The following is a 17831-nucleotide window of genomic DNA, read 5'->3' as shown; positions in this document are numbered from 1 at the left end:
GCGTCACGGCGACGCTGGTGGTCCTTTGGAAGGAAGTGCGTCATGGGAATTCTCGGATTTCTCTTGCTCGGCCTGATTGCAGGAGCCATCGCCAAGGCCATACTCCCCGGCCGGCAAGGCGGGGGCTGGCTGGTCACGATGGTTCTTGGCGTCGTCGGAGCGATCCTCGGAGGATGGATCGGCTCGCTGATCTTCGGCGGTGGCCTGGCGGAATTTTTCGACCTGAGGACTTGGCTGCTGGCCATTCTTGGGGCTTTGATCGTCCTGGGAATCTTCGGGGCGGTGACCCGCAGGAGCCACGCCTGACCCGTGCGGCCATGCCCCGGGAAGCACATAACGTCCCATTGCTGTTTTCCGGGGATCGCCGTCCCCTTCACCTGCCGTACAGGCACTCTCTGCGCACGCCGCTCCCGCGTCCCGGGGCGGAGCGTGGCAAAACACCAATATCTGCAGGTGTGTTGCCTGGATCACATTTGGTCTATGGTTGTCCGGGGCGCCACAGCGTTGTGGCACCCAACTTAGAGCGGAGAATTTTCGTGACAACAGACAAGCTTCGGGTGCTGGTCCGGGTGGACCTCGACTGTGCAACGGCCCAGGTAGCCGCGCAGGGCCATGTGACATCAAAAAGCGTGCACGGCCTGTATGCCGTCATGAAGCGCGCCAACTCCCTCACCACGGGCATGGCCTTGGAACTCGATATGACCCGGGCCTGCATCGAGCCCGACGCGTTGGAAGAACTGCGCGCCTGCTCGCGGTCCCACCATCTGCCTGCCCGCGTCGATCCGCTCCAGTCCGATTACAGGCTGACCATCCTTGCCCCTGACAACGCGGCGCCCCTGGCGGTTATGGCTACTCAGGCAGCGTGAGCCGCAACAGCAATCTCACCCTGATGGTCTGCTGTCGGATAGTGCGCCCTGAGGATGGATGCCCTACCCCTCGCACTCGATGCAGTATGAGTGGCCGTTGCTTTCGCGGGCGAGTTGAGACCGGTGCCGGACGAGGAAACAGGAATAGCAGGTGAACTCGTCCGCGGCCTGGGGAATGACCTGAACGATGAGCTCCTCGGAGACGATCTCTCCCCCGGGAGTCAGGCCCTCATCGAATGCATCCGCTTCGTCCAGTTCATTGACGACGCTGCGGGCGTCCGGGGCGTTCGCAGACTGTAATGCCTCCAGGGAACGGTCTTGGGTTTCCTTGACGTCGGAACGAACTTCGTCGTAATCGGTTGCCACTTTGGGTGCTTCTCATTTCTGATGCTTCTACGATGTGTCTGACGAGACTGCAACGTACACCACTGCGCCGTTGTTCCCGCGTCAAAGGCCCGGACGACGTAAGGGCCGTGCTGTAACGTCAGACCGCGCCGGTGCATTCCCCGCGACACCCCATGCCAGGGCAGCAATCCGCTTGGTGTCACCGCCCACGCTTCGTATTTCGTAGGCTCCTGTGTAGTCTCTGAATTAGTAGACAGACTTGTTCAGTCTGGTGGTCCTCAGAGACCTGATTCCGCTCAGCGACCGGGAGCCTTGCTTAGCCAGTCGTAGAAGGCCGACCCGTGGACCCGTTCATTGATTCAAACACCCCGCCTCTGTCCATCGCCCAGGTTGATTGGACACTTTACGGCGAACACGAGCTGGCGTCACCCGCTGCCAAAAAGGCGGCCGCTGACCTCTTAGCCCTCCACGACGCGTTGCTGGCCGCAGTGACCACCCGCGTCGGCGAGGTCGAGGCCGCTGAATGGGCCCTTGACCAGGCAAAAGCCGCGTGCGATGTGCAGATTGCTGCCGCCTTGGCCGCCGGAGTGCCAGCTGAAAAGGTCGTAGAGGTGGCAGGCGATCTGGCGTCGCAGCGGAGTCCGGGCTGAGGACATCGACGAGTAGTTCCCGGACAGCCTGACGGCGGCGCTCCAACCGGCAAGGCGAATACGCTTTGGGAGAACCGGCCGAATTTTTTCCAAGCTGCCGGGCTTTATCCCAGCCTCCGGACGTAAACTGACCTTCGCACCACCCGTAGCTAAACATTCCATCGGGACAGAACCTTTGGAGCCGCATTGCTCTGGAAACTGCTTGTTGAATACCTGCGGCCGCACCGGCAACTGCTGATCGCCGTCGTGATTTTTCAACTGGCGCAATCCATCGCGTCGTTGTACCTACCCACGCTGAACGCGGACATCATTGATGAGGGCGTGGCCAAGGGGGACACCGGCGTCATCCTCAGCCTGGGCGGCCTGATGCTGGCGATTACGCTGCTGCAGATCATCTGCGCTGTGATTGCCGTGTACTTCGGGGCGAAGGCGGCCATGGGGGTGGGCCGGGATCTGCGCGGGGCCATCTTCACCCGGGTGGGGGAGTTTTCTGAACAGGAAGTGACCAAGTTCGGCGCGCCCAGCCTGATCACCCGCTCCACGAACGACGTCCAACAGGTCCAGCAGCTGGTGCTGATGGCCGCCACCATGATGGTGGCCGCGCCCATGCTCGCCATCGGGGGCGTAATCATGGCCGTCCGGCAGGACGTGCAGCTGTCCTGGCTGATCGCCGTCGCCGTGCCCGTGCTGATGATCGGGGTGGGCCTGATCATCAGCCGGATGGTGCCGCTGTTCCGGAAGATGCAGGTCCGGATTGACACCGTAAACCGCGTGCTCCGGGAGCAGCTCACCGGCATCCGGGTGGTGCGCGCGTTCGTCCGGGAGGACATCGAGAGCGCCCGCTTCGCCCAGGCAAACGAGGACGTCACGGACACCGCGCTGCGTGCCGGCCGGCTGATGGCGCTCGCGTTTCCCGTGGTGATGCTGGTGCTGAACGTCTCGTCCGTAGCCGTGATCTGGTTCGGCTCGTTCCGGATCGAGGACGGCTCCATGCAGGTGGGCACGCTCATCGCGTTTCTGAGCTACCTGATGCAAATCCTGATGTCTGTCATGATGGCCACGTTCATGGCGGTGATGATCCCGCGCGCCGCCGTCTCGGCGGACCGGATCGGCGAGGTGCTGGGCACCGAGTCGAGCGTCCGGCCGCCGAAGAGTCCGCTCAGGAGTGCGGTGTCGTCCCACGGGCACCGCCGCGGGCAGCTGGAAATGCGCGACGTCGGATTCGCCTACCCGGGTGCCGATCAGCCTGTCCTGTCCGGGCTCAGCTTCACCGCGAAGGCAGGGCAGACGACGGCGATCATCGGCAGCACCGGTGCCGGCAAGACCACCCTGGTGAACCTCATGCCGCGGCTGTTCGACGCCACCACCGGCTCGGTCCGGGTGGACGGGGTGGATGTGCGCGAGCTGCACCCGGACCTGCTGTGGGGGCACATCGGGTTGGTGCCGCAGCGGCCTTACCTGTTCACCGGCACCGTCCGCAGCAATCTGCAGTACGGCAAACCGGATGCCACCGAGGACGAGTGCTGGTCCGCCCTTGAGATTGCGCAGGCGAGGGACTTCGTGGAGGAGATGGAGGGCGGCCTGGATGCACCCATTTCCCAGGGCGGCACCAACGTCTCCGGTGGGCAGCGGCAGCGGCTGGCCATCGCCCGTGCACTGGTGAAACGGCCCGAACTGTATATCTTTGACGACTCGTTCTCCTCACTGGACACCGGCACCGACGCCCGGCTGCGGCAGGCGCTCAAGCGCAACACGGGGGGCGCCACCCTGGTGATCATCGCTCAGCGGGTGTCCAGCATCGTGGATGCGGACCAGATCTTAGTGCTCGACGACGGCAGAATCGTTGCGCGCGGGACGCACGGAGAGCTGCTGGAGGACTCCGAGACGTACCGGGAGATTGTCTCCTCCCAGCTGGCAGCGGAGGAGACGGTATGAGCGCGCCGCAGCGGCCGACGTCGGGCGCTTCCCACACAGCAGCCCCCGGCGGAACCGCGGCGGCCTCCAAAACAGCCACTGCCGACGTCGTACGCATTCCGCGTCCGGCGGGCGGACCGGGACGCGGCGGACCGTTCGCGGGGATGAACGTCCCGGCAGAGAAGGCGATGAACTTCGGGCCGTCGGCCAGGCGGTTGGTGGGCACGCTGCGGCCGGAGCGGGCGTGGTTGCTGCTGGTTCTGGTGATGGGCGTGGCCAGCGTGACGCTCTCGGTGATCGGGCCGCGGCTGCTGGGGGAGGGCACCAACCTGATTTTCGCCGGGGTGGTGTCCCGGCAGCTGCCCGCCGGGGTGAGCAAGGAGCAACTGATCGCGCAGCTGCGGGCCGCGGGGGAGAACCAGCGGGCGGACATGCTCACGCCCATGGCGCTGACCCCGGGCGCCGGGATCGACTTCGCGGCGCTGTCCAGTGTGCTGCTGTGGGCGCTGGTGCTGTACGTGCTGGCGTCGGCGTTTATGTGGGTGCAGGCGTATGTGCTGAACGGGGTGGTGCAGCGGACGGTGTGCGGGCTGCGCGGGGAGATCGAGGCGAAGATCCACCGGCTGCCGTTGCGGTATTTCGATTCGATCCAGCGCGGTGAGCTGCTGAGCCGGGTGACCAACGACGTGGACAACGTCTCCCAGAGCCTGCAGCAGTCCATCAGCCAGGCGGTCACATCGGTGCTGACCGTGGTGGGTGTGCTGGTGATGATGGTGATCCTCTCGCCCACGCTGGCGCTGATCGCGCTGGTGACCGTGCCGCTGACGCTGGGGATCACGGCGCTGATCGCCAAGCGCTCCCAGAAGCTGTTTGTGGCGCAGTGGAAGCACACGGGGGAGCTGAACGGGCAGATCGAGGAGACGTACACCGGGCATGCGCTGGTGAAGGTTTTCGGCCGGCAGCGTGAGGTGGAGGAGCGGTTCCGGCAGAAGAATGTGGAGCTGTACGACGCGAGTTTCGGTGCGCAGTTCATTTCGGGTCTGATCATGCCGGCCATGACGTTCATTGGGAACCTGGTGTATGTGGGGATTGCGGTGGTGGGCGGCCTGCAGGTCGCGTCCGGGGCCATGCAGCTGGGCGATGTGCAGGCATTCATCCAGTACTCGAGGCAGTTCACTATGCCGCTGGCGCAGTTGGGGTCCATGGCGAACCTGCTGCAGTCCGGGGTGGCGTCGGCGGAGCGGGTGTTCTCGCTGTTGGATGAGGACGAGGAATCTGTGGAGCCTGCGCCTTCTGCTGAGCCTGTATTTGGGCGGGGGCGGCTGGTGTTTGAGGACGTTTCGTTCTCCTACTCGCCGGACAAGCCGCTGATCTCTTCGCTTTCGTTGGTGGCGGAGCCGGGGCAGACGGTCGCGATTGTGGGGCCGACCGGGGCGGGCAAGACCACCTTGGTGAACCTGATGATGCGGTTCTACGAGCTGGATGCGGGACGGATAACGCTCGACGGCGTGGACGTCACCTCGGTGCCGCGGCACGAGCTGCGCTCGCGGCTGGGCATGGTGCTGCAGGATACGTGGCTGTTCGGCGGGACCGTCCGGGACAACATCGCCTACGGCCGGCCCGGGGCTACCGAGGCCGAGATTCTGGAGGCGGCGCGGGCGACGTATGTGGACCGGTTCGTGCATTCGCTGCCCGAGGGGTACGACACTGTGCTGGAGGATGAAGGCTCGAATGTGTCCGCGGGGGAGAAGCAGTTGCTGACGATTGCGCGGGCCTTCCTGGCCCGGCCGTCGGTGCTGATCCTGGACGAGGCGACGTCTTCGGTGGATACCCGGACTGAGGTGCTGGTGCAGAAGGCGATGCGTGCGCTGCGGAGCGACCGTACTTCTTTTGTGATTGCGCACCGCCTGTCCACGATCCGCGACGCCGACCTCATCCTGGTGATGGAGGCCGGGCAGATCGTGGAGCAGGGGACGCACGCTTCACTGCTGGCTGCGGGTGGGGCGTATGCGCGGCTGTATGAAGCGCAGTTCGCGGCTCCGGTGGCGGAGGTTTAGGGCTGCTGCCCTTGCGATCAATGGCGGGTGATACGAATCTTACCGGGCAGGCACGTGAAAAAAGCAGGCTGCTGGACGGGTGCAAGTGGGACAACCAGCCATTGGCCGCCATAAAATTCCACATACGAATCCGAGGGGCACCGTGCGTAGGCTTCTTCTCGTGTCATGTCGCTCAGTCTTTCCCGTTAGGTAATGCGTTGGTGGGATGGGAACTGCTCTTCTTCTTTCGCCGGAGGTGGGCTTGCCATCCATCGTCCCGTCATCCGCAGGTAGGCGAAACGCTGATTCCGGACGGTTTGAACCACCCCTTTTGGTAGGTGGCTTTGTGGGCGGGCCAGTACGACAGCTGAACGCGTGAAGTCGGGCCTCACCCGGATGAAAAAATTGTGATTGAGTGGAGCATGGCTTCCCCCATCGAGGACTATGCGCTGTTATCGGACCTTCAGACTGGGCCTCTCATCTCCCGGGATGGCAGCGTGGACTGGCTCTGTTTCCCCCGTTTCGACTCGCCGTCCGTGTTTAGCCGAATCCTGGGCACCGATGAGCACGGCCACTGGCTGCTGGCGCCCAGCGAAGCCGGCGCTGCCGTTGTCGACCGGCGCTACATTGACTCCACCTTTGTGCTGCAAACCATCTGGAAGACCGGCAGCGGATCCGTAATTGTCACCGATTTCATGCCGCTGGGGGACAGCGGATCTTCCCTTGTTCGCCGCGTGACCGGTGTGGAAGGCAGCGTAAAAATGCGCCAGGAACTTCGGATCCGGCCAGGATATTCAACGGTTCTTCCCTGGATGAGCCGGGTTCGCGACCACGAGCCGACGGCGGCACCGGTCCTGTTGGCGATGGCCGGTCCGGATGCCCTCGCACTGAGGGGGCCTCATCTTCCGCATGCCCACGCGCACGGGCACGAGGGAGAATTCGTCGTGTCGAAGGGTGAGGAGCTTGATTTCGAACTGACGTGGTTCCCCTCGCACCGCCCCTTGCCCCCAGCCACTGACGTTGATGCGGCACTCGAAGAAGCCACCGACTATTGGAGCCGCTGGGGAAGCCACTGCCGGCAGGACGGCGTTTATGGCGGTGCGGTCAAGCGTTCGTTGCTGGTGCTGCGGGCACTGACGCATTTTGAAACGGGCGGCATCGTCGCGGCGCCCACAACTTCCCTCCCCGAGGATTTCGGCGGGCCGCGGAACTGGGATTACCGGTATTGCTGGCTGCGCGATGCGGCTCTGACACTGGAATCAATGCTGACCCATGGCTACGAAACGGAGGCGCTGCAGTGGCGCAACTGGCTTCTTCGGGCCCTCGCTGGCGATCCTGAGCAGATGCAGATCATGTACGGGGTGGGAGGAGAACGGGAACTCCCTGAACGCGAACTGGCCCACCTCCCCGGCTACGAAAACTCCAAGCCTGTGCGTATTGGAAACGCCGCAGTCTCGCAGTTCCAGGCTGATGTTGTTGGCGAAGTGATGGTGGCATTGGAACGGCTGCGGATGGCCGGAGGTAAGGAAGACCATTTCTCCTGGGCCCTTCAGAAGGCGCTCCTGGGATTTGTCGAAAAACATATCGATGACAAGGACTTCGGCCTGTGGGAGATGCGCGGCGCCGCGCAGTACTTCACGCACTCGCGCGTGATGATGTGGGCTGCCTTCAACAGCGGGATCCGGGCCATACAGGTCCACGGACTGCCTGGCGATGCCACAAAGTGGGAGAAACTCCGGGACCGGTTACGGGAAGAGATCATGCGGCAGGGCTTCAACCGGAGCATCAATTCCTTCACGCAGACCTATGGCGGAACGCAAACAGATGCGGCCCTGCTCGTTATGCCCCAGGTCGGGTTTCTTCCCTACAACGACGAGCACATGCTCAGCACAGTCAAACGGCTGGAACAGGAACTCCTGACTGACGACGGCCTTTTGCTGCGCTACCGGACAGAGAGCGGCGTTGACGGCTTGGAACCGGGTGAACATCCTTTCCTCGCCTGCTCCTTCTGGCTTGTGGAGCAGTACGCGCGCACCGGTCGCCAACCCGAGGCAAAGGTCTTGATGGACAGGCTTGTGGGGTTTGCCAACGAGCTTGGTCTGCTGAGCGAGGAGTACGCAACGGACGAGGATAGGATGGCGGGGAACTTTCCGCAAGCCTTCTCGCACCTGACCCTGGTCCGGGCGGCAGATGCCATGCACGGGGTTGACCGCCTCAGTCTTGCCGTCGACGCTCTCGTTTAGTGGCTCCTCGTGGGGGGGTGCCTCATTCTCCTGGGGAGCCGGGGGTAGGGGTGCCCACGAAGAGTCTCCAGGGCATGGCGTGGAGGTCGATCTGCTTCCCGGCGTATTGCGCGGGTGAGTAGATTCCCCCCATGAAGCGGCCGGTGTTGGTTGCGATGATCACATCGTTCTGGTCGACGAGGCACGTATTCGGGGATAAGGCCCGGAGGTGCGGTTCGAGCTGGCTCTGGATTCCCCGGACCAGTACATCCGCAGCGACGATCCCGACCATTTGTTCCCCCACGAAAACGGCCTTGCTGAAGGTGACGATGTTTTCGTTGCTCCCGTTGGCATCCAGGTACGCATGGCTGATGTGGACGGCTCCGTCGCCGTAGTCCTCGGGGCGCCAAGTTGCGGTACCGCCTTCATAGAGGTCCCAGTCGATCACGAGCCGCTGAAGTGACTGGGGTCCAGACGGGGCGTGGCACCAGGCCGCGCCCGCAGGGCCGAATGAGACGTCAGGCAGGAAGCCCGCTCCGTACAAGAGTGGAACGGCTCCCTCAAGAGTCTGTCGCGAAGCGTCGTAGATTGCGTCCAGGTCAGAGCTGTCTCCCTGCCGTTTAGAGCCGAGCTGAACGTGCACCGCGTGTTCGATCGAACGGATCGAAGCTGAGGCCGTATCTGCCAGAAGCTCGGTGAAGGATCCGATCAAGGCCAGTTCGCGTTCTTCCTTGCCGGGGTCAGGAAAGGATTCTTCGCGGGATGTATCGACGCTCATTCGCAAATCGAGTACCCGGTTCATATCCGAACGGACATGCTCCTCGGCCAGAGCCCGGGCAAGCATCCCGTCTCCGGACCGAATTGCCTCCACGATAGACGCATGTTCTGCTGCCGCATTGCCGTATCCGGCAGGGGCTGCCCAGACCAGCGGCCCGACCTCGGCTTGCATCGCCATTTCCTCGCGCGTGAGCCGCACGGAACCGGAGCTTGCGGCAAGCTCGATGTGAAACCTGCTGTCGTCTCGGATGGCCTGCGCAGAATCCTCAGCTTCTTCAATCTTCACGGCCATCGATGCCAGGCGCCCAAGGGAGAGCCTCCCGCTCCGCTCCGCTGCGGCTGCTGCTGCCGAGCCCGCCAGGAAGACCCAGTAGTCACGGATGTCGCGCAAATCGTCAAGAGAGTAGGCCATGAGTGACTCACGCTCCGCTTTGATGATGTCGCCGGTGCTGGCTTTGACGAAGCTTCCGCCGCCCTTGCCGCGACGCGTCTCGAGCAAGCCGCGCCCGCGCAGGTCGGCCAGCGCCGCGCGAAGAGTCAGTGTCGAGACGCCCATCCTGGCTGCCAGCTCGTTTTCGCTGGGCAGCTGGGTCCCGTCTTCAAGCACTCCCAGTTCGATGGCGTACCTGAGGCGCCTCCCCACCTCTTCCCCCCGGTCAAAGGTGGCCAAGGGGGCGAAGGCGAGCTGCTCTCTCCACGTGGTCATGGACGGTTGCTCCTTCGTCAGGCGTGCCCGGCGGACGCCATCTTCATTCTCTAACCTTTAACTTCAAATGTCTATTGACATGTAACCTTAAAGGTCTAAGACTTGTAGAAGAACGTGAGAGATGCAGACGTCTCCCCAACCGGGTTTTGAAAGGAATGATCGGCATGACACGTGAAGAAGCCTATGCAGGTTGCCCTTCAGACTCGTACGTGGAGTTCTACGGAGGCCAGTGGCTTGTGGTCCCGCTTGCGCCCGTTGAGCAGCCCTCCTTCTTCACCTGCCTGCCCCGCAGCAGGCGCGGCACCCACCACTAGATTGGGCGCGTGACCAACCTGGCAGCTCAGCCTGTCAGAGGCTGAAGCACCGCATGGCCCTTCCACCCGTCGTGCAGCAACCTTCGATGTGTCCGCAAGCGAGAAACAGCTGCTGACGCCTGGATGGCCGTTAACTCTCCTTACTTAGGCGTTTCGTTGTGAAGCTGGAGAGCCTACGGCAGCCTTCACTGCAGCAACGAGAGAGTGGACGTCGGTCTCGGTGGTGTCCCAAGAGCACATAAACCGGACTTCCCCGCGTGCCTGGTCCCAGTCATAGAAGCGGAAGGACTCCCGGACCTTCGCCGCTGCCCCGGTTGGAAGGACGGCAAAGACGCCATTGGACTGAGTTGGTTGCGTCAGCGAGACGCCGTCAATGGCCGAGATTCCTTTGCCGAGAATTTGAGCCATTTCGTTGGCCTGACAGGCGGACCGCAGCCACAACCCATCCGTTAGCAGGGCTACGAGTTGCGCAGAGACGAAACGCATCTTTGAGGCCAGCTGCATGTTCATCTTGCGCAGGTAGCTCATGCCTGGGTCGGACTGTGAGCTGAGCCAGATAACGGCTTCGCCGCACAACAGCCCGTTTTTGGTGCCGCCAAAAGACAGGATGTCGACACCGACGTCGGTGGTGAATGCCCGCAAAGGAAGCCCGAGATGTGCTGCAGCGTTGGCCAGCCTTGCTCCGTCCAGGTGCAGTTTCATTCCCTTCGCATGGACGTGTTCAGCGATCCGTTGGATTTCTTCCGGCGTGTAGCAGGTGCCCAGTTCGGTGGTCTGGGTGATCGATACGACCAGCGGCTGCGCCCGATGCTCGTCTCCCCACCCCCAGGCTTCGGCGTCGATCAATTCCGGGGTGAGTTTGCCATCCGGTGTGGGGACAGGGAGGAGCTTTATTCCGCCAATCCGTTCCGGGGCGCCGTTTTCGTCGGTATTGATATGCGCTGTTGCTGCGCAGATGACAGCGCCCCAACGCGGGAGCAGTGCTTGCAGGGCAAGGACGTTGGCCCCTGTCCCATTGAAGACCGGATATGCGGTAGCAGCTGCCCCGAAGTGGGACTTGATGACTACTTGAAGTGCTGCTGTGTAGACATCTTCGCCGTATGCGGTGACGTGGCCTTCGTTGGCTGCCTGAACTGCTTCGATGATTTCGGCGTGAGCCCCGGCGTAGTTATCCGAGGCGAAGCCCCGGTAGGCCGGGTCGTGCAGGCGCCTCGCCGGTACCTGTGGGACGCCTGCTTTTGTATCAACGCTGACGCTCATGCCGGTGCACCCGCGAGGTGGCCGGCCGTGAGGGGCAAGCGCTGCCCGTTGATCTGTTCTGCCTCCAGATCGAAGATCCGCTGTACAGCGTCGGCAAGGACACTGACATCGGTGTAGCCCGGAAATCTCCGTTCCGGCTGGGCTGCGCGCATCCGGTCATCGACCAGAGCCTTGACGACGAAGACCAAGGCGGCTGAGTGCTGAGCGGAGTGGGGGCTTTCATTTCCTCCCTGCAGGTGCCGGAATCCGTCGGCCACGGCCAGGGTCCATGCCTCGGCGGCGGACTTGACGGCGGCATAAGCGGCGCCGCCCGCTGTCGGCGTTGAGGCGGACTGTGCGGAAACGACGGCCAGGCGACCTGCAGGGGAGGCAGCCAAATCGTCGTAAAAGGCGCGGCTGGTGTTCCTCAGTGTGGTGAGGACGCTGGTGTGCAGGAAGTCCCAGTCTTCATCCGTCTGGCCTGTAATTCCGGTGCCGCCTCGCCACCCTCCTACAAGATGGATCAGGCCGTCCACTGGACCCAGATCGTTCCGGACAGACGTCGCCAAGTCCTCAACGGCTTGCAGGTCCGCGAGGTTGCAGACATAGCCCGTGACGTTGTTGTATGCCACCGCGAGCTCCTGCACCCGGTCCTCAAGGATGTCGACGGCGGCCACGCGTGCCCCTGCTTGCGAGAGGGCATGGACTACCGCGACGCCTGCGGCGCTTGTCGAACCGGCGACGACGACCGTACGCTCCGAGAGGTCCTGGCTCATGCGCCCGCCTCGCCCTCAGTCTTCACAGGGCTCTGCCCGGTGATCCCGGCAGTTGATTCAATGACCGAGGACATCTTCTTCTCCAGTGCCTCGTAGAACATCGACAGGGGGAATTCGTCATCAAGAATCTGGTCCGTCAGACCCCGGGGAGGGCCGTCCAGGGGAAGGGCCTCCGGTCCCTTGGCCCACACGGAGGCCGGGTGGGGGGTGAGGGTTTCTGAGACGAGCTCGTAGGCAGCGAGCCAGTGTGCGGTCTTGGGCCGGTCGATTGAACGCCAGTAGAGTTCCTCGATGCGGATTCCCAGTTCGACGACCACGCCGGCGACGTCCGTCCATTCGATGCTCAGCTTTCCATCGGTCCAGTGCAGGACGCGGTGCTGGTGCATCCAGGCGAACAGCAATTGGCCGCCCACGGCGTCATAGTTACGGACCCGGTTCCCTGTAATCGCGAAGCGGAAAATGCGGTCGAAGATCACGGCGTACTGGACCAGCTTGGCGTGCTTGCGGGCGTCCTCGGAAGCCGTTTCGTCCCGCTCGATGAGGACGGACTCGCGGAAGGCGGTCAGATCGCAGCGGAGCTCCTCCAGGGAGTACAGGAAATACGGCATCCGCTGCTTGATCATGAACGGGTCAAAGGGCAGGTCGCCGCGCATGTGGGTCCGGTCATGGATCAGATCCCACATCACGAAGGTCTTCTCCGTGAGGTGCTGGTCGTCGATGAATTCCGCGGCGTCAGCCGGCAGGTCCAGGGAAGTGATGTCGGCAGCAGCTTTGAGGACCCGGCGGAACCGGGCAGCTTCGCGGTCCGCGAAGATACCTCCCCATGTGAAGGAAGGGGTGCTCCGGACCGCTACGCTCTCGGGGAAGAGAACTGCGGAGTTCGTGTCATAGCCGGGCGTGAAATCGATGAAGCTGATGGGGACAAACAGCTTGTTGGAGTAGTTTGTTGCCTCCAAGTCAGCCACGAACGAAGGCCAAATGACCTGGACGAGGACGGCCTCGAAGTAGCGGTTCGTGCTGCCGTTTTGCGTGTACATCGGAAACAGAACCAGGTGCGGCAGCCCGTCGATGCGCCACTGCTCGGGGTGGAAGGCTACCAATGAGTCGAGGAAATCCGGTACGACGAAGCCCCCGGACGCCCACCGCTGGAAGTCCTGCACGAGCAGTTCAAGGTAGCCCGTGTCGTGGGGGAGGTGGTGGCGCAGATCGTTGATTGAGTCCGTAATGATGCCGACATTCCGGCGGGCCTGGTCATGGTCAGCGGGTTCCGGAACGGAACCGTCCTGCACTTGAACCTGCTGCAGCCCGACGACGGCCGCCTTCAGGGCCTGCCATGCGGGGAGCGCCTTGAGGTCTTCTGCCCGGAGGGTCGTCACTTCAGGGTTTGCGATTACAGACATGCTTGTTCCTTCCGTTGAGGGGATTCCTGAAGAAGCTAGCAGTGCGTAAGCATCCGTGAAGGATTAATCCAGCATGCATAAGAAATGCTTTTGCTCGGGCCGGCTCTTCAGCGCAATGCCTGCGTCTGACCTTTGGGTCGGTGTTTTTGAGACATCCCAGAAACGGCGCATCACGAGCAATAAGCAGCGGTATCGGGACGAGCCGAGGTCCAGCTGCTGCCCCTTGTGCCATCAGTGGCATTGTCTGCTCGCCGCCTGTCGACGCGCCATAGCAGATCACCAGAGCTGCTTAGTCACCGGACGGTATCAAATCAGCAACTCTTGCGCTCAGATTGGATTGCCACGGCCTATGCGTAAGGACTTGACCCGTCGGAGGTGCAACATTCGCCACGCCAAATGTCGCTTCCTTTGCCTGTGTTAGCTTGATCACCATCCTTCCCGGCCCGACGGCTTCGGAAGGCCCAAATTCACCGCAGCTACCTTTTCGGAGGCACCATGGGACTTCGCTCCCACACGCAAATAAGTGCTCGGGCTATTGCTACCGACACCCCTGAAACCGGTCTTTGCTCCGGTTCAGGACTGTTTCTTAGCTCGGGGTCCACCACCATGCAGGCAGCACAGGGTGGTGCTGCATGACACCACCGATCGGAACTCTCGCAGAAATAAAGCCCGATGGAGCAGAGGCGTCTTCCCTTGCTATAAGGACAAAGCTCGGTTCCGGCGAGCCCACCAACGAACTCAAGCGCGGGCTAAACCACCGCCACCTGCAGATGATCGCCATCGGCGGTGCGATCGGTACCGGGCTGTTTGTGGCCTCGGGCAGCACCATTTCCCAGGCGGGTCCCGGCGGGGCGTTGGCCGGCTATGCGCTGGTCGGGCTGATGGTATTCCTGTTGATGCAGTCACTGGGCGAGATGTCGGCCAAAATTCCGGTTGCCGGTTCGTTCCAGTCCTTTGCCACCCGTTTCGTCTCTCCGTCCTTTGGGTTCGCGATCGGCTGGAACTATTGGTTCAACTGGGCCATCACGGTGGCCGCAGAGCTGGTCGCGGCCGGAATCATCATGGACTTCTGGTTCCCGGGGGTCCCGGGATGGGTGTGGGCCGGGATCTTCCTGCTGGTGCTGACCGGGCTCAATGCCCTCTCGGCCAAGTCCTTTGGTGAGTCGGAGTTCTGGCTCTCACTGATCAAGGTCAGCGCAGTGGTACTCTTCCTGATCGCCGGCGTGCTGATGATTTTCGGCATCCTCGGGGATAACTCTCCGGGACTGAGCAACTGGCAAAACCGCGATGACGTGTTCCACGGGGGGTGGGTCTCGATCATCTCGGTCTTCATGGTTGCCGGGTTCTCCTTCCAGGGCACAGAGCTCGTAGGAGTCGCCGCCGGCGAAGCGAAGAACCCGCGCCGCGAGGTGCCGAAGGCAATCCGCACTGTCTTCTGGCGCATCATGCTTTTCTACATTGGCGCCATCTTTATCATCGGCTGCCTCATTCCGTTCACCGATCCGAGCCTGCTGGCCTCCGGTGAGTCCGAAATTGCATCATCGCCCTTTGCCCTGGTCTTCTCTCGCGCCGGAATCGCCTTCGCAGCGGCCTTAATGAACGCCGTGATCCTGACCGCAATCCTGTCCGCGGGCAACTCCGGACTATATGCCTCCACTCGGATGCTTTACGCCATGGCCCATGACGGCATGGCCCCGAAGATCTTCGGCCGAACCAATGCGCGTGGTGTGCCGATCGCGGCGTTGCTCGCGACGGCGGCCGTGGGACTCTTCGGGTTCCTCTCCGCGATCGTCGGGCAGGGTGCAGCCTACTCCTGGCTGCTGAACATGTCGGGCCTATGCGGCTTCATTGTCTGGGCGGGAATCGCGGTCTCCCACTACCGTTTCAGGCGCGGTTTCCTGGCCCAGGGAAACAGGGTCAGCGACCTGCCGTACAAAGCGTCCCTGTTCCCCATTGGCCCGCTGTTGGCCTTCGCCCTGCTCATACTGGTCATCGCGGGACAGAATTACGAGGCTGTGCTTGCCGGACGGTCCGTGGAGGTGCTTTCCTCCTACATCGGGTTGCCAGTCTTCGTCGTTCTATGGCTGGGTCACCGCCACATCACCAAGTCCAAAGTAGTGCCGCTGCTCGAGATGGATCTCACCGCACCTAAGGACGTCGAGGAAGAACTGAGGGCCGCCACCCAGTAACTAGGCCAGAACGAGGGAAGCCGGGTGAGAACAGCACCCGGCTTCGCTCCTCCCCCAGGTCAGTAGCTCCGAGATCAGCCCCGCAGTTACCGCCGTCGAGCCGCTCGACCTTGACGCCATCGTCCTGAACTGCGCCACCGGGCCGAACGAGATGCGCAGGAGGAGCCGGGCCGGGAAGGCGCCGAGCTTCGGGGCGCAGTTCACCATGCCGCTGGCGCAGTTGGGGTCCATGGCGAACCTGCTGCAGTCCGGGGTGGCGTCGGCGGAGCGGGTGTTCTCGTTGTTGGACGAGGACGAGGAGTTGCCGGATCCTGCTGGGGGTGTTTCTTCGTCCCATGGTTTCGGACGGGGGTGGCTGGTGTTCGAGGACATGTCCTTCTCGTATTCGCCGGACAAACCGCTGATCTCTTCGCTGTCTCTGGTGGCGGAGCCGGGGCAGACGGTGGCGATTGTTGGGCCCGCCGGGGCGGGGAAGACCACGCTGGTGAACCTGATCATGCGGTTCTACGAGCTGGACGCGGGGCGTATAACGCTCGACGGCGTGGACGTCACCTCGGTGCCGCGGCACGAGCTGCGCTCGCGGCTGGGGATGGTGCTGCAGGATACGTGGCTGTTCGGCCGGGACCGTCCGGGACAACATCGCCTACGGCCGGCCCGGGGCTACCGAGGCCGAGATATTGGAGGCGGCGCGGGCGACGTACGCGGACCGGTTCGTGCACTCGCTGCCCGAGGGGTACGACACGTGCTGGAGGATGAGGGTGCCAATGTCTCCGCGGGCGAGAAACAGCTCCTGGCCCTTGCCCGGGCGTTTCTGGCACGGCATTCGGTGCTGATTCTCGATGAGGTGACATCTTCGGTGGATACCCGGACCGAGGTGCTGGTGCAGAAAGCCATGCGTGCGCTGCGGTCCGACCGGACGAGCTTCGTGATCGCGCACCGCCTATCCACCATCCGCGACGCCGACCTCGTGATGGAGGCCGGGCAGATCGTGGACCAGGGGACGCACGCTTCATTGCTGGCTGCGGGTGGGGCGTATGCGCGGCTGTAGGAGGAGTTCGCGGCCCCGGTGGCGGAGGTATAGCAGCGCGCAGATGATCACACCGACCGCTTCCGCGTCGGCCTGCTTCTCGTTCACATGCGATTAACTCGCGTTACGTCATCATCAAACTTAAGACTGGCAAGTTCCAGCCAGATAGTCAGGCGTTCCGTGGCCTGTGTCAGATTGAGATTCAAGAGTGTCCGCTGGGGGCGTACGGGAACCAGCTTTTGGACCCTATCCCGACGGTGTTTGAAATGACCGCCTGACGTCAGGCTGGGGTGTAGCTCAGCAAGGCTAACCATCGAGCTTATTCCGATGTGCGAATCCGCGACTTTATGCGATTGCGTGGGACCGGGGCGTGGGTGCTTCGACTGCAGATTTCAATTCGTCCAGAGTCGGCGGGTTTGCTCCGGCTCGTTGTACAGTAATGGCCGCTGCTGCGGCTGCGGTGCGTCCCAGTTGCTCCAGGACTGCGGGGGCGAAGCCTTCTGTGCCGCGGGTGAGGAGGCCCAGGATCAGTGCGGCCATGTAGGAGTCTCCGGCGCCTATGGTGTCCGCGACCGTGGCTTTGACTGCAGGGATGGTGATGCTTGCGGCGGAGGACGTGAATTGGGAGCCTTCGGCCCCCTTGGTTATCACAGTCAGCCCGGTGCCCAGTCGGAGGATATGGTCCGCGGTTTCCTCCAGTGTGTTCCCGGGGTAGAGCCAGTGGGCGTCCTCGTCGCTGAGTTTGACGACGTCGGTCAGGGAGACGAGTTTTTCGAAGGTTGATTTCGCTTCGGCCTGGCTGCCAAGCAGGGATGGCCTGATGTTCGGGTCGTAGGTGATGAGGCAATGCTCATGGGCTTGTTCGAGCAGGGCTTTGACAGCACTGGCACCGGGGTTCAGGAAGGTGGCTATGGAACCTGTGTGGAGAATTTTGGGAAAGAGGTCGGCGTTGCCGGTGGCAGGTCCCAGTAGATGTCGAAGTCGTATGCGGCGGACCCGTCGGGTCCAAGGGTTGCTGTGGCTGTTGCCGTGCGGGCGAGGGATTTTGATCCAGGCAGGAGAGTTACTCCTGCCCGGCGGAGGTGGTCTTCTATCGATGTTCCGCGTGCATCGGGTGCGATGGCCGTGAGTAGGCCCGTGGTGACGCCCAGGAGCCCGAGGCCGTAGGCGACGTTGGCGGGCGATCCGCCGGGATGCTCCACCTGGCTGTTCGGGGTGGTGACCACATCGATCAGCGATTCTCCGACAACGACGACATCTAGGGGCTGTTGGGCGTCATGCCGTGCTGCTTTGAGGTTTTCCATGTTTGTCTCTCGGGCAGGTGATGGTAGGGGGAGCGGGCAGGTCATTCTGCTGGCCGGTGGCCGCGG

At 62.7% G+C, this 17831-nt stretch carries 14 protein-coding genes and 1 pseudogene; 9 read left to right on the top strand and 6 right to left on the bottom strand.

The window, feature by feature from the left end; translation table 11 throughout:
* Window positions 1-42: 42 nt before the first annotated feature.
* Together ACQCS0_RS18760 and ACQCS0_RS18755 are read left to right on the top strand one after the other, a co-directional pair.
* Window positions 43-306, top strand: a complete 264-nt coding sequence (locus ACQCS0_RS18760; protein ID WP_354156385.1) for a GlsB/YeaQ/YmgE family stress response membrane protein — start codon at window positions 43-45, stop codon at window positions 304-306.
* 230 nt (window positions 307-536) lie between these two features.
* Window positions 537-866: a hypothetical protein gene (locus ACQCS0_RS18755; protein WP_354156384.1), complete on the top strand. Its 330-nt coding sequence runs from the start codon at window positions 537-539 to the stop codon at window positions 864-866.
* 63 nt (window positions 867-929) lie between these two features.
* On the opposite strand, the gene ACQCS0_RS18750 is transcribed toward ACQCS0_RS18755, so the two are convergent.
* Window positions 930-1232 carry a DUF4193 domain-containing protein gene (locus tag ACQCS0_RS18750; protein WP_282331931.1) on the bottom strand — a complete coding sequence of 101 codons (303 nt, stop codon included), beginning with the start codon at window positions 1230-1232 and terminating at the stop codon, window positions 930-932.
* A 320-nt stretch (window positions 1233-1552) separates the two neighbouring features.
* Between ACQCS0_RS18750 and ACQCS0_RS18745 the strand changes: the two genes are divergently transcribed.
* The 4 genes from ACQCS0_RS18745 to ACQCS0_RS18730 all read left to right on the top strand — a co-directional run bounded on the left by ACQCS0_RS18745 (window position 1553) and on the right by ACQCS0_RS18730 (window position 8054).
* Window positions 1553-1861: a hypothetical protein gene (locus tag ACQCS0_RS18745; protein ID WP_354156383.1), complete on the top strand. Its 309-nt coding sequence runs from the start codon at window positions 1553-1555 to the stop codon at window positions 1859-1861.
* A gap of 186 nt (window positions 1862-2047) precedes the next feature.
* Window positions 2048-3796, top strand: coding sequence for an ABC transporter ATP-binding protein (locus ACQCS0_RS18740; RefSeq protein WP_354156382.1), 1749 nt, complete (start codon window positions 2048-2050; stop codon window positions 3794-3796).
* On the top strand, window positions 3793-5832 hold the full coding sequence (locus ACQCS0_RS18735) for an ABC transporter ATP-binding protein (RefSeq protein WP_354156381.1): 2040 nt from the start codon (window positions 3793-3795) through the stop codon (window positions 5830-5832). The genes ACQCS0_RS18740 and ACQCS0_RS18735 overlap by 4 nt, the downstream gene beginning before the upstream one ends.
* Window positions 5833-6233: 401 nt before the next feature.
* Window positions 6234-8054 carry a glycoside hydrolase family 15 protein gene (locus tag ACQCS0_RS18730; protein WP_354156380.1) on the top strand — a complete coding sequence of 607 codons (1821 nt, stop codon included), beginning with the start codon at window positions 6234-6236 and terminating at the stop codon, window positions 8052-8054.
* A gap of 22 nt (window positions 8055-8076) precedes the next feature.
* On the opposite strand, the gene ACQCS0_RS18725 is transcribed toward ACQCS0_RS18730, so the two are convergent.
* The gene (locus ACQCS0_RS18725) at window positions 8077-9516 is read right to left on the bottom strand and encodes a GntR family transcriptional regulator (protein ID WP_354156379.1); all 1440 of its coding nucleotides are present in this window, start codon (window positions 9514-9516) and stop codon (window positions 8077-8079) included.
* A gap of 164 nt (window positions 9517-9680) precedes the next feature.
* Between ACQCS0_RS18725 and ACQCS0_RS18720 the strand changes: the two genes are divergently transcribed.
* Complete coding sequence (locus ACQCS0_RS18720) at window positions 9681-9830, top strand: hypothetical protein (RefSeq protein WP_191080013.1); 150 nt, start codon at window positions 9681-9683, stop codon at window positions 9828-9830.
* Window positions 9831-9974: 144 nt separating this feature from the next.
* Here ACQCS0_RS18720 and ACQCS0_RS18715 read toward each other — a convergent pair whose 3' ends face one another.
* Genes ACQCS0_RS18715 through ACQCS0_RS18705 form a run of 3 tightly spaced genes read right to left on the bottom strand, consistent with a single transcriptional unit; the run spans window position 9975 to window position 13245 of the window.
* On the bottom strand, window positions 9975-11090 hold the full coding sequence (locus ACQCS0_RS18715; protein ID WP_354156378.1) for a low specificity L-threonine aldolase: 1116 nt from the start codon (window positions 11088-11090) through the stop codon (window positions 9975-9977).
* On the bottom strand, window positions 11087-11845 hold the full coding sequence (locus ACQCS0_RS18710; RefSeq protein WP_354156377.1) for an SDR family oxidoreductase: 759 nt from the start codon (window positions 11843-11845) through the stop codon (window positions 11087-11089). Before ACQCS0_RS18710 ends, ACQCS0_RS18715 begins: the two co-directional genes overlap by 4 nt.
* Complete coding sequence (locus tag ACQCS0_RS18705) at window positions 11842-13245, bottom strand: DUF6421 family protein (protein WP_354156376.1); 1404 nt, start codon at window positions 13243-13245, stop codon at window positions 11842-11844. Before ACQCS0_RS18705 ends, ACQCS0_RS18710 begins: the two co-directional genes overlap by 4 nt.
* 632 nt (window positions 13246-13877) lie before the next feature.
* Here ACQCS0_RS18705 and ACQCS0_RS18700 point away from each other — a divergent pair.
* Window positions 13878-15434 carry an amino acid permease gene (locus ACQCS0_RS18700; protein ID WP_354156375.1) on the top strand — a complete coding sequence of 519 codons (1557 nt, stop codon included), beginning with the start codon at window positions 13878-13880 and terminating at the stop codon, window positions 15432-15434.
* A 151-nt stretch (window positions 15435-15585) separates the two neighbouring features.
* Window positions 15586-16482 carry an ABC transporter ATP-binding protein gene (locus ACQCS0_RS18695; RefSeq protein ID WP_354156374.1) on the top strand — a complete coding sequence of 299 codons (897 nt, stop codon included), beginning with the start codon at window positions 15586-15588 and terminating at the stop codon, window positions 16480-16482.
* 298 nt (window positions 16483-16780) lie between these two features.
* On the opposite strand, the pseudogene ACQCS0_RS18690 reads toward ACQCS0_RS18695, so the two are convergent.
* Window positions 16781-17765: pseudogene (locus ACQCS0_RS18690) on the bottom strand (PfkB family carbohydrate kinase).
* Between the last annotated feature and the right edge of the window lie 66 nt (window positions 17766-17831).

The sequence above is a fragment of the Pseudarthrobacter sp. S6 genome (genome assembly GCF_050156575.1).
Taxonomy (GTDB): domain Bacteria; phylum Actinomycetota; class Actinomycetes; order Actinomycetales; family Micrococcaceae; genus Arthrobacter.
Note: the sequence above shows the minus strand (reverse complement) of the source record. Positions and strands in the feature narration are given on the sequence as shown.

What these genes read in the sequence shown, in the direction of transcription:
- ACQCS0_RS18760 (WP_354156385.1), top strand. Translation starts at nt 43, where the DNA reads ATGGGAATTCTCGGATTTCTCTTGCTCGGCCTGATTGCAGGAGCCATC.
- ACQCS0_RS18735 (WP_354156381.1), top strand. Translation starts at nt 3,793, where the DNA reads ATGAGCGCGCCGCAGCGGCCGACGTCGGGCGCTTCCCACACAGCAGCC.
- ACQCS0_RS18730 (WP_354156380.1), top strand. Translation starts at nt 6,234, where the DNA reads ATGGCTTCCCCCATCGAGGACTATGCGCTGTTATCGGACCTTCAGACT.
- ACQCS0_RS18725 (WP_354156379.1), bottom strand. Translation starts at nt 9,516, where the DNA reads ATGACCACGTGGAGAGAGCAGCTCGCCTTCGCCCCCTTGGCCACCTTT.
- ACQCS0_RS18720 (WP_191080013.1), top strand. Translation starts at nt 9,681, where the DNA reads ATGACACGTGAAGAAGCCTATGCAGGTTGCCCTTCAGACTCGTACGTG.
- ACQCS0_RS18715 (WP_354156378.1), bottom strand. Translation starts at nt 11,090, where the DNA reads ATGAGCGTCAGCGTTGATACAAAAGCAGGCGTCCCACAGGTACCGGCG.
- ACQCS0_RS18710 (WP_354156377.1), bottom strand. Translation starts at nt 11,845, where the DNA reads ATGAGCCAGGACCTCTCGGAGCGTACGGTCGTCGTCGCCGGTTCGACA.
- ACQCS0_RS18705 (WP_354156376.1), bottom strand. Translation starts at nt 13,245, where the DNA reads ATGTCTGTAATCGCAAACCCTGAAGTGACGACCCTCCGGGCAGAAGAC.
- ACQCS0_RS18700 (WP_354156375.1), top strand. Translation starts at nt 13,878, where the DNA reads ATGACACCACCGATCGGAACTCTCGCAGAAATAAAGCCCGATGGAGCA.
- ACQCS0_RS18695 (WP_354156374.1), top strand. Translation starts at nt 15,586, where the DNA reads ATGCGCAGGAGGAGCCGGGCCGGGAAGGCGCCGAGCTTCGGGGCGCAG.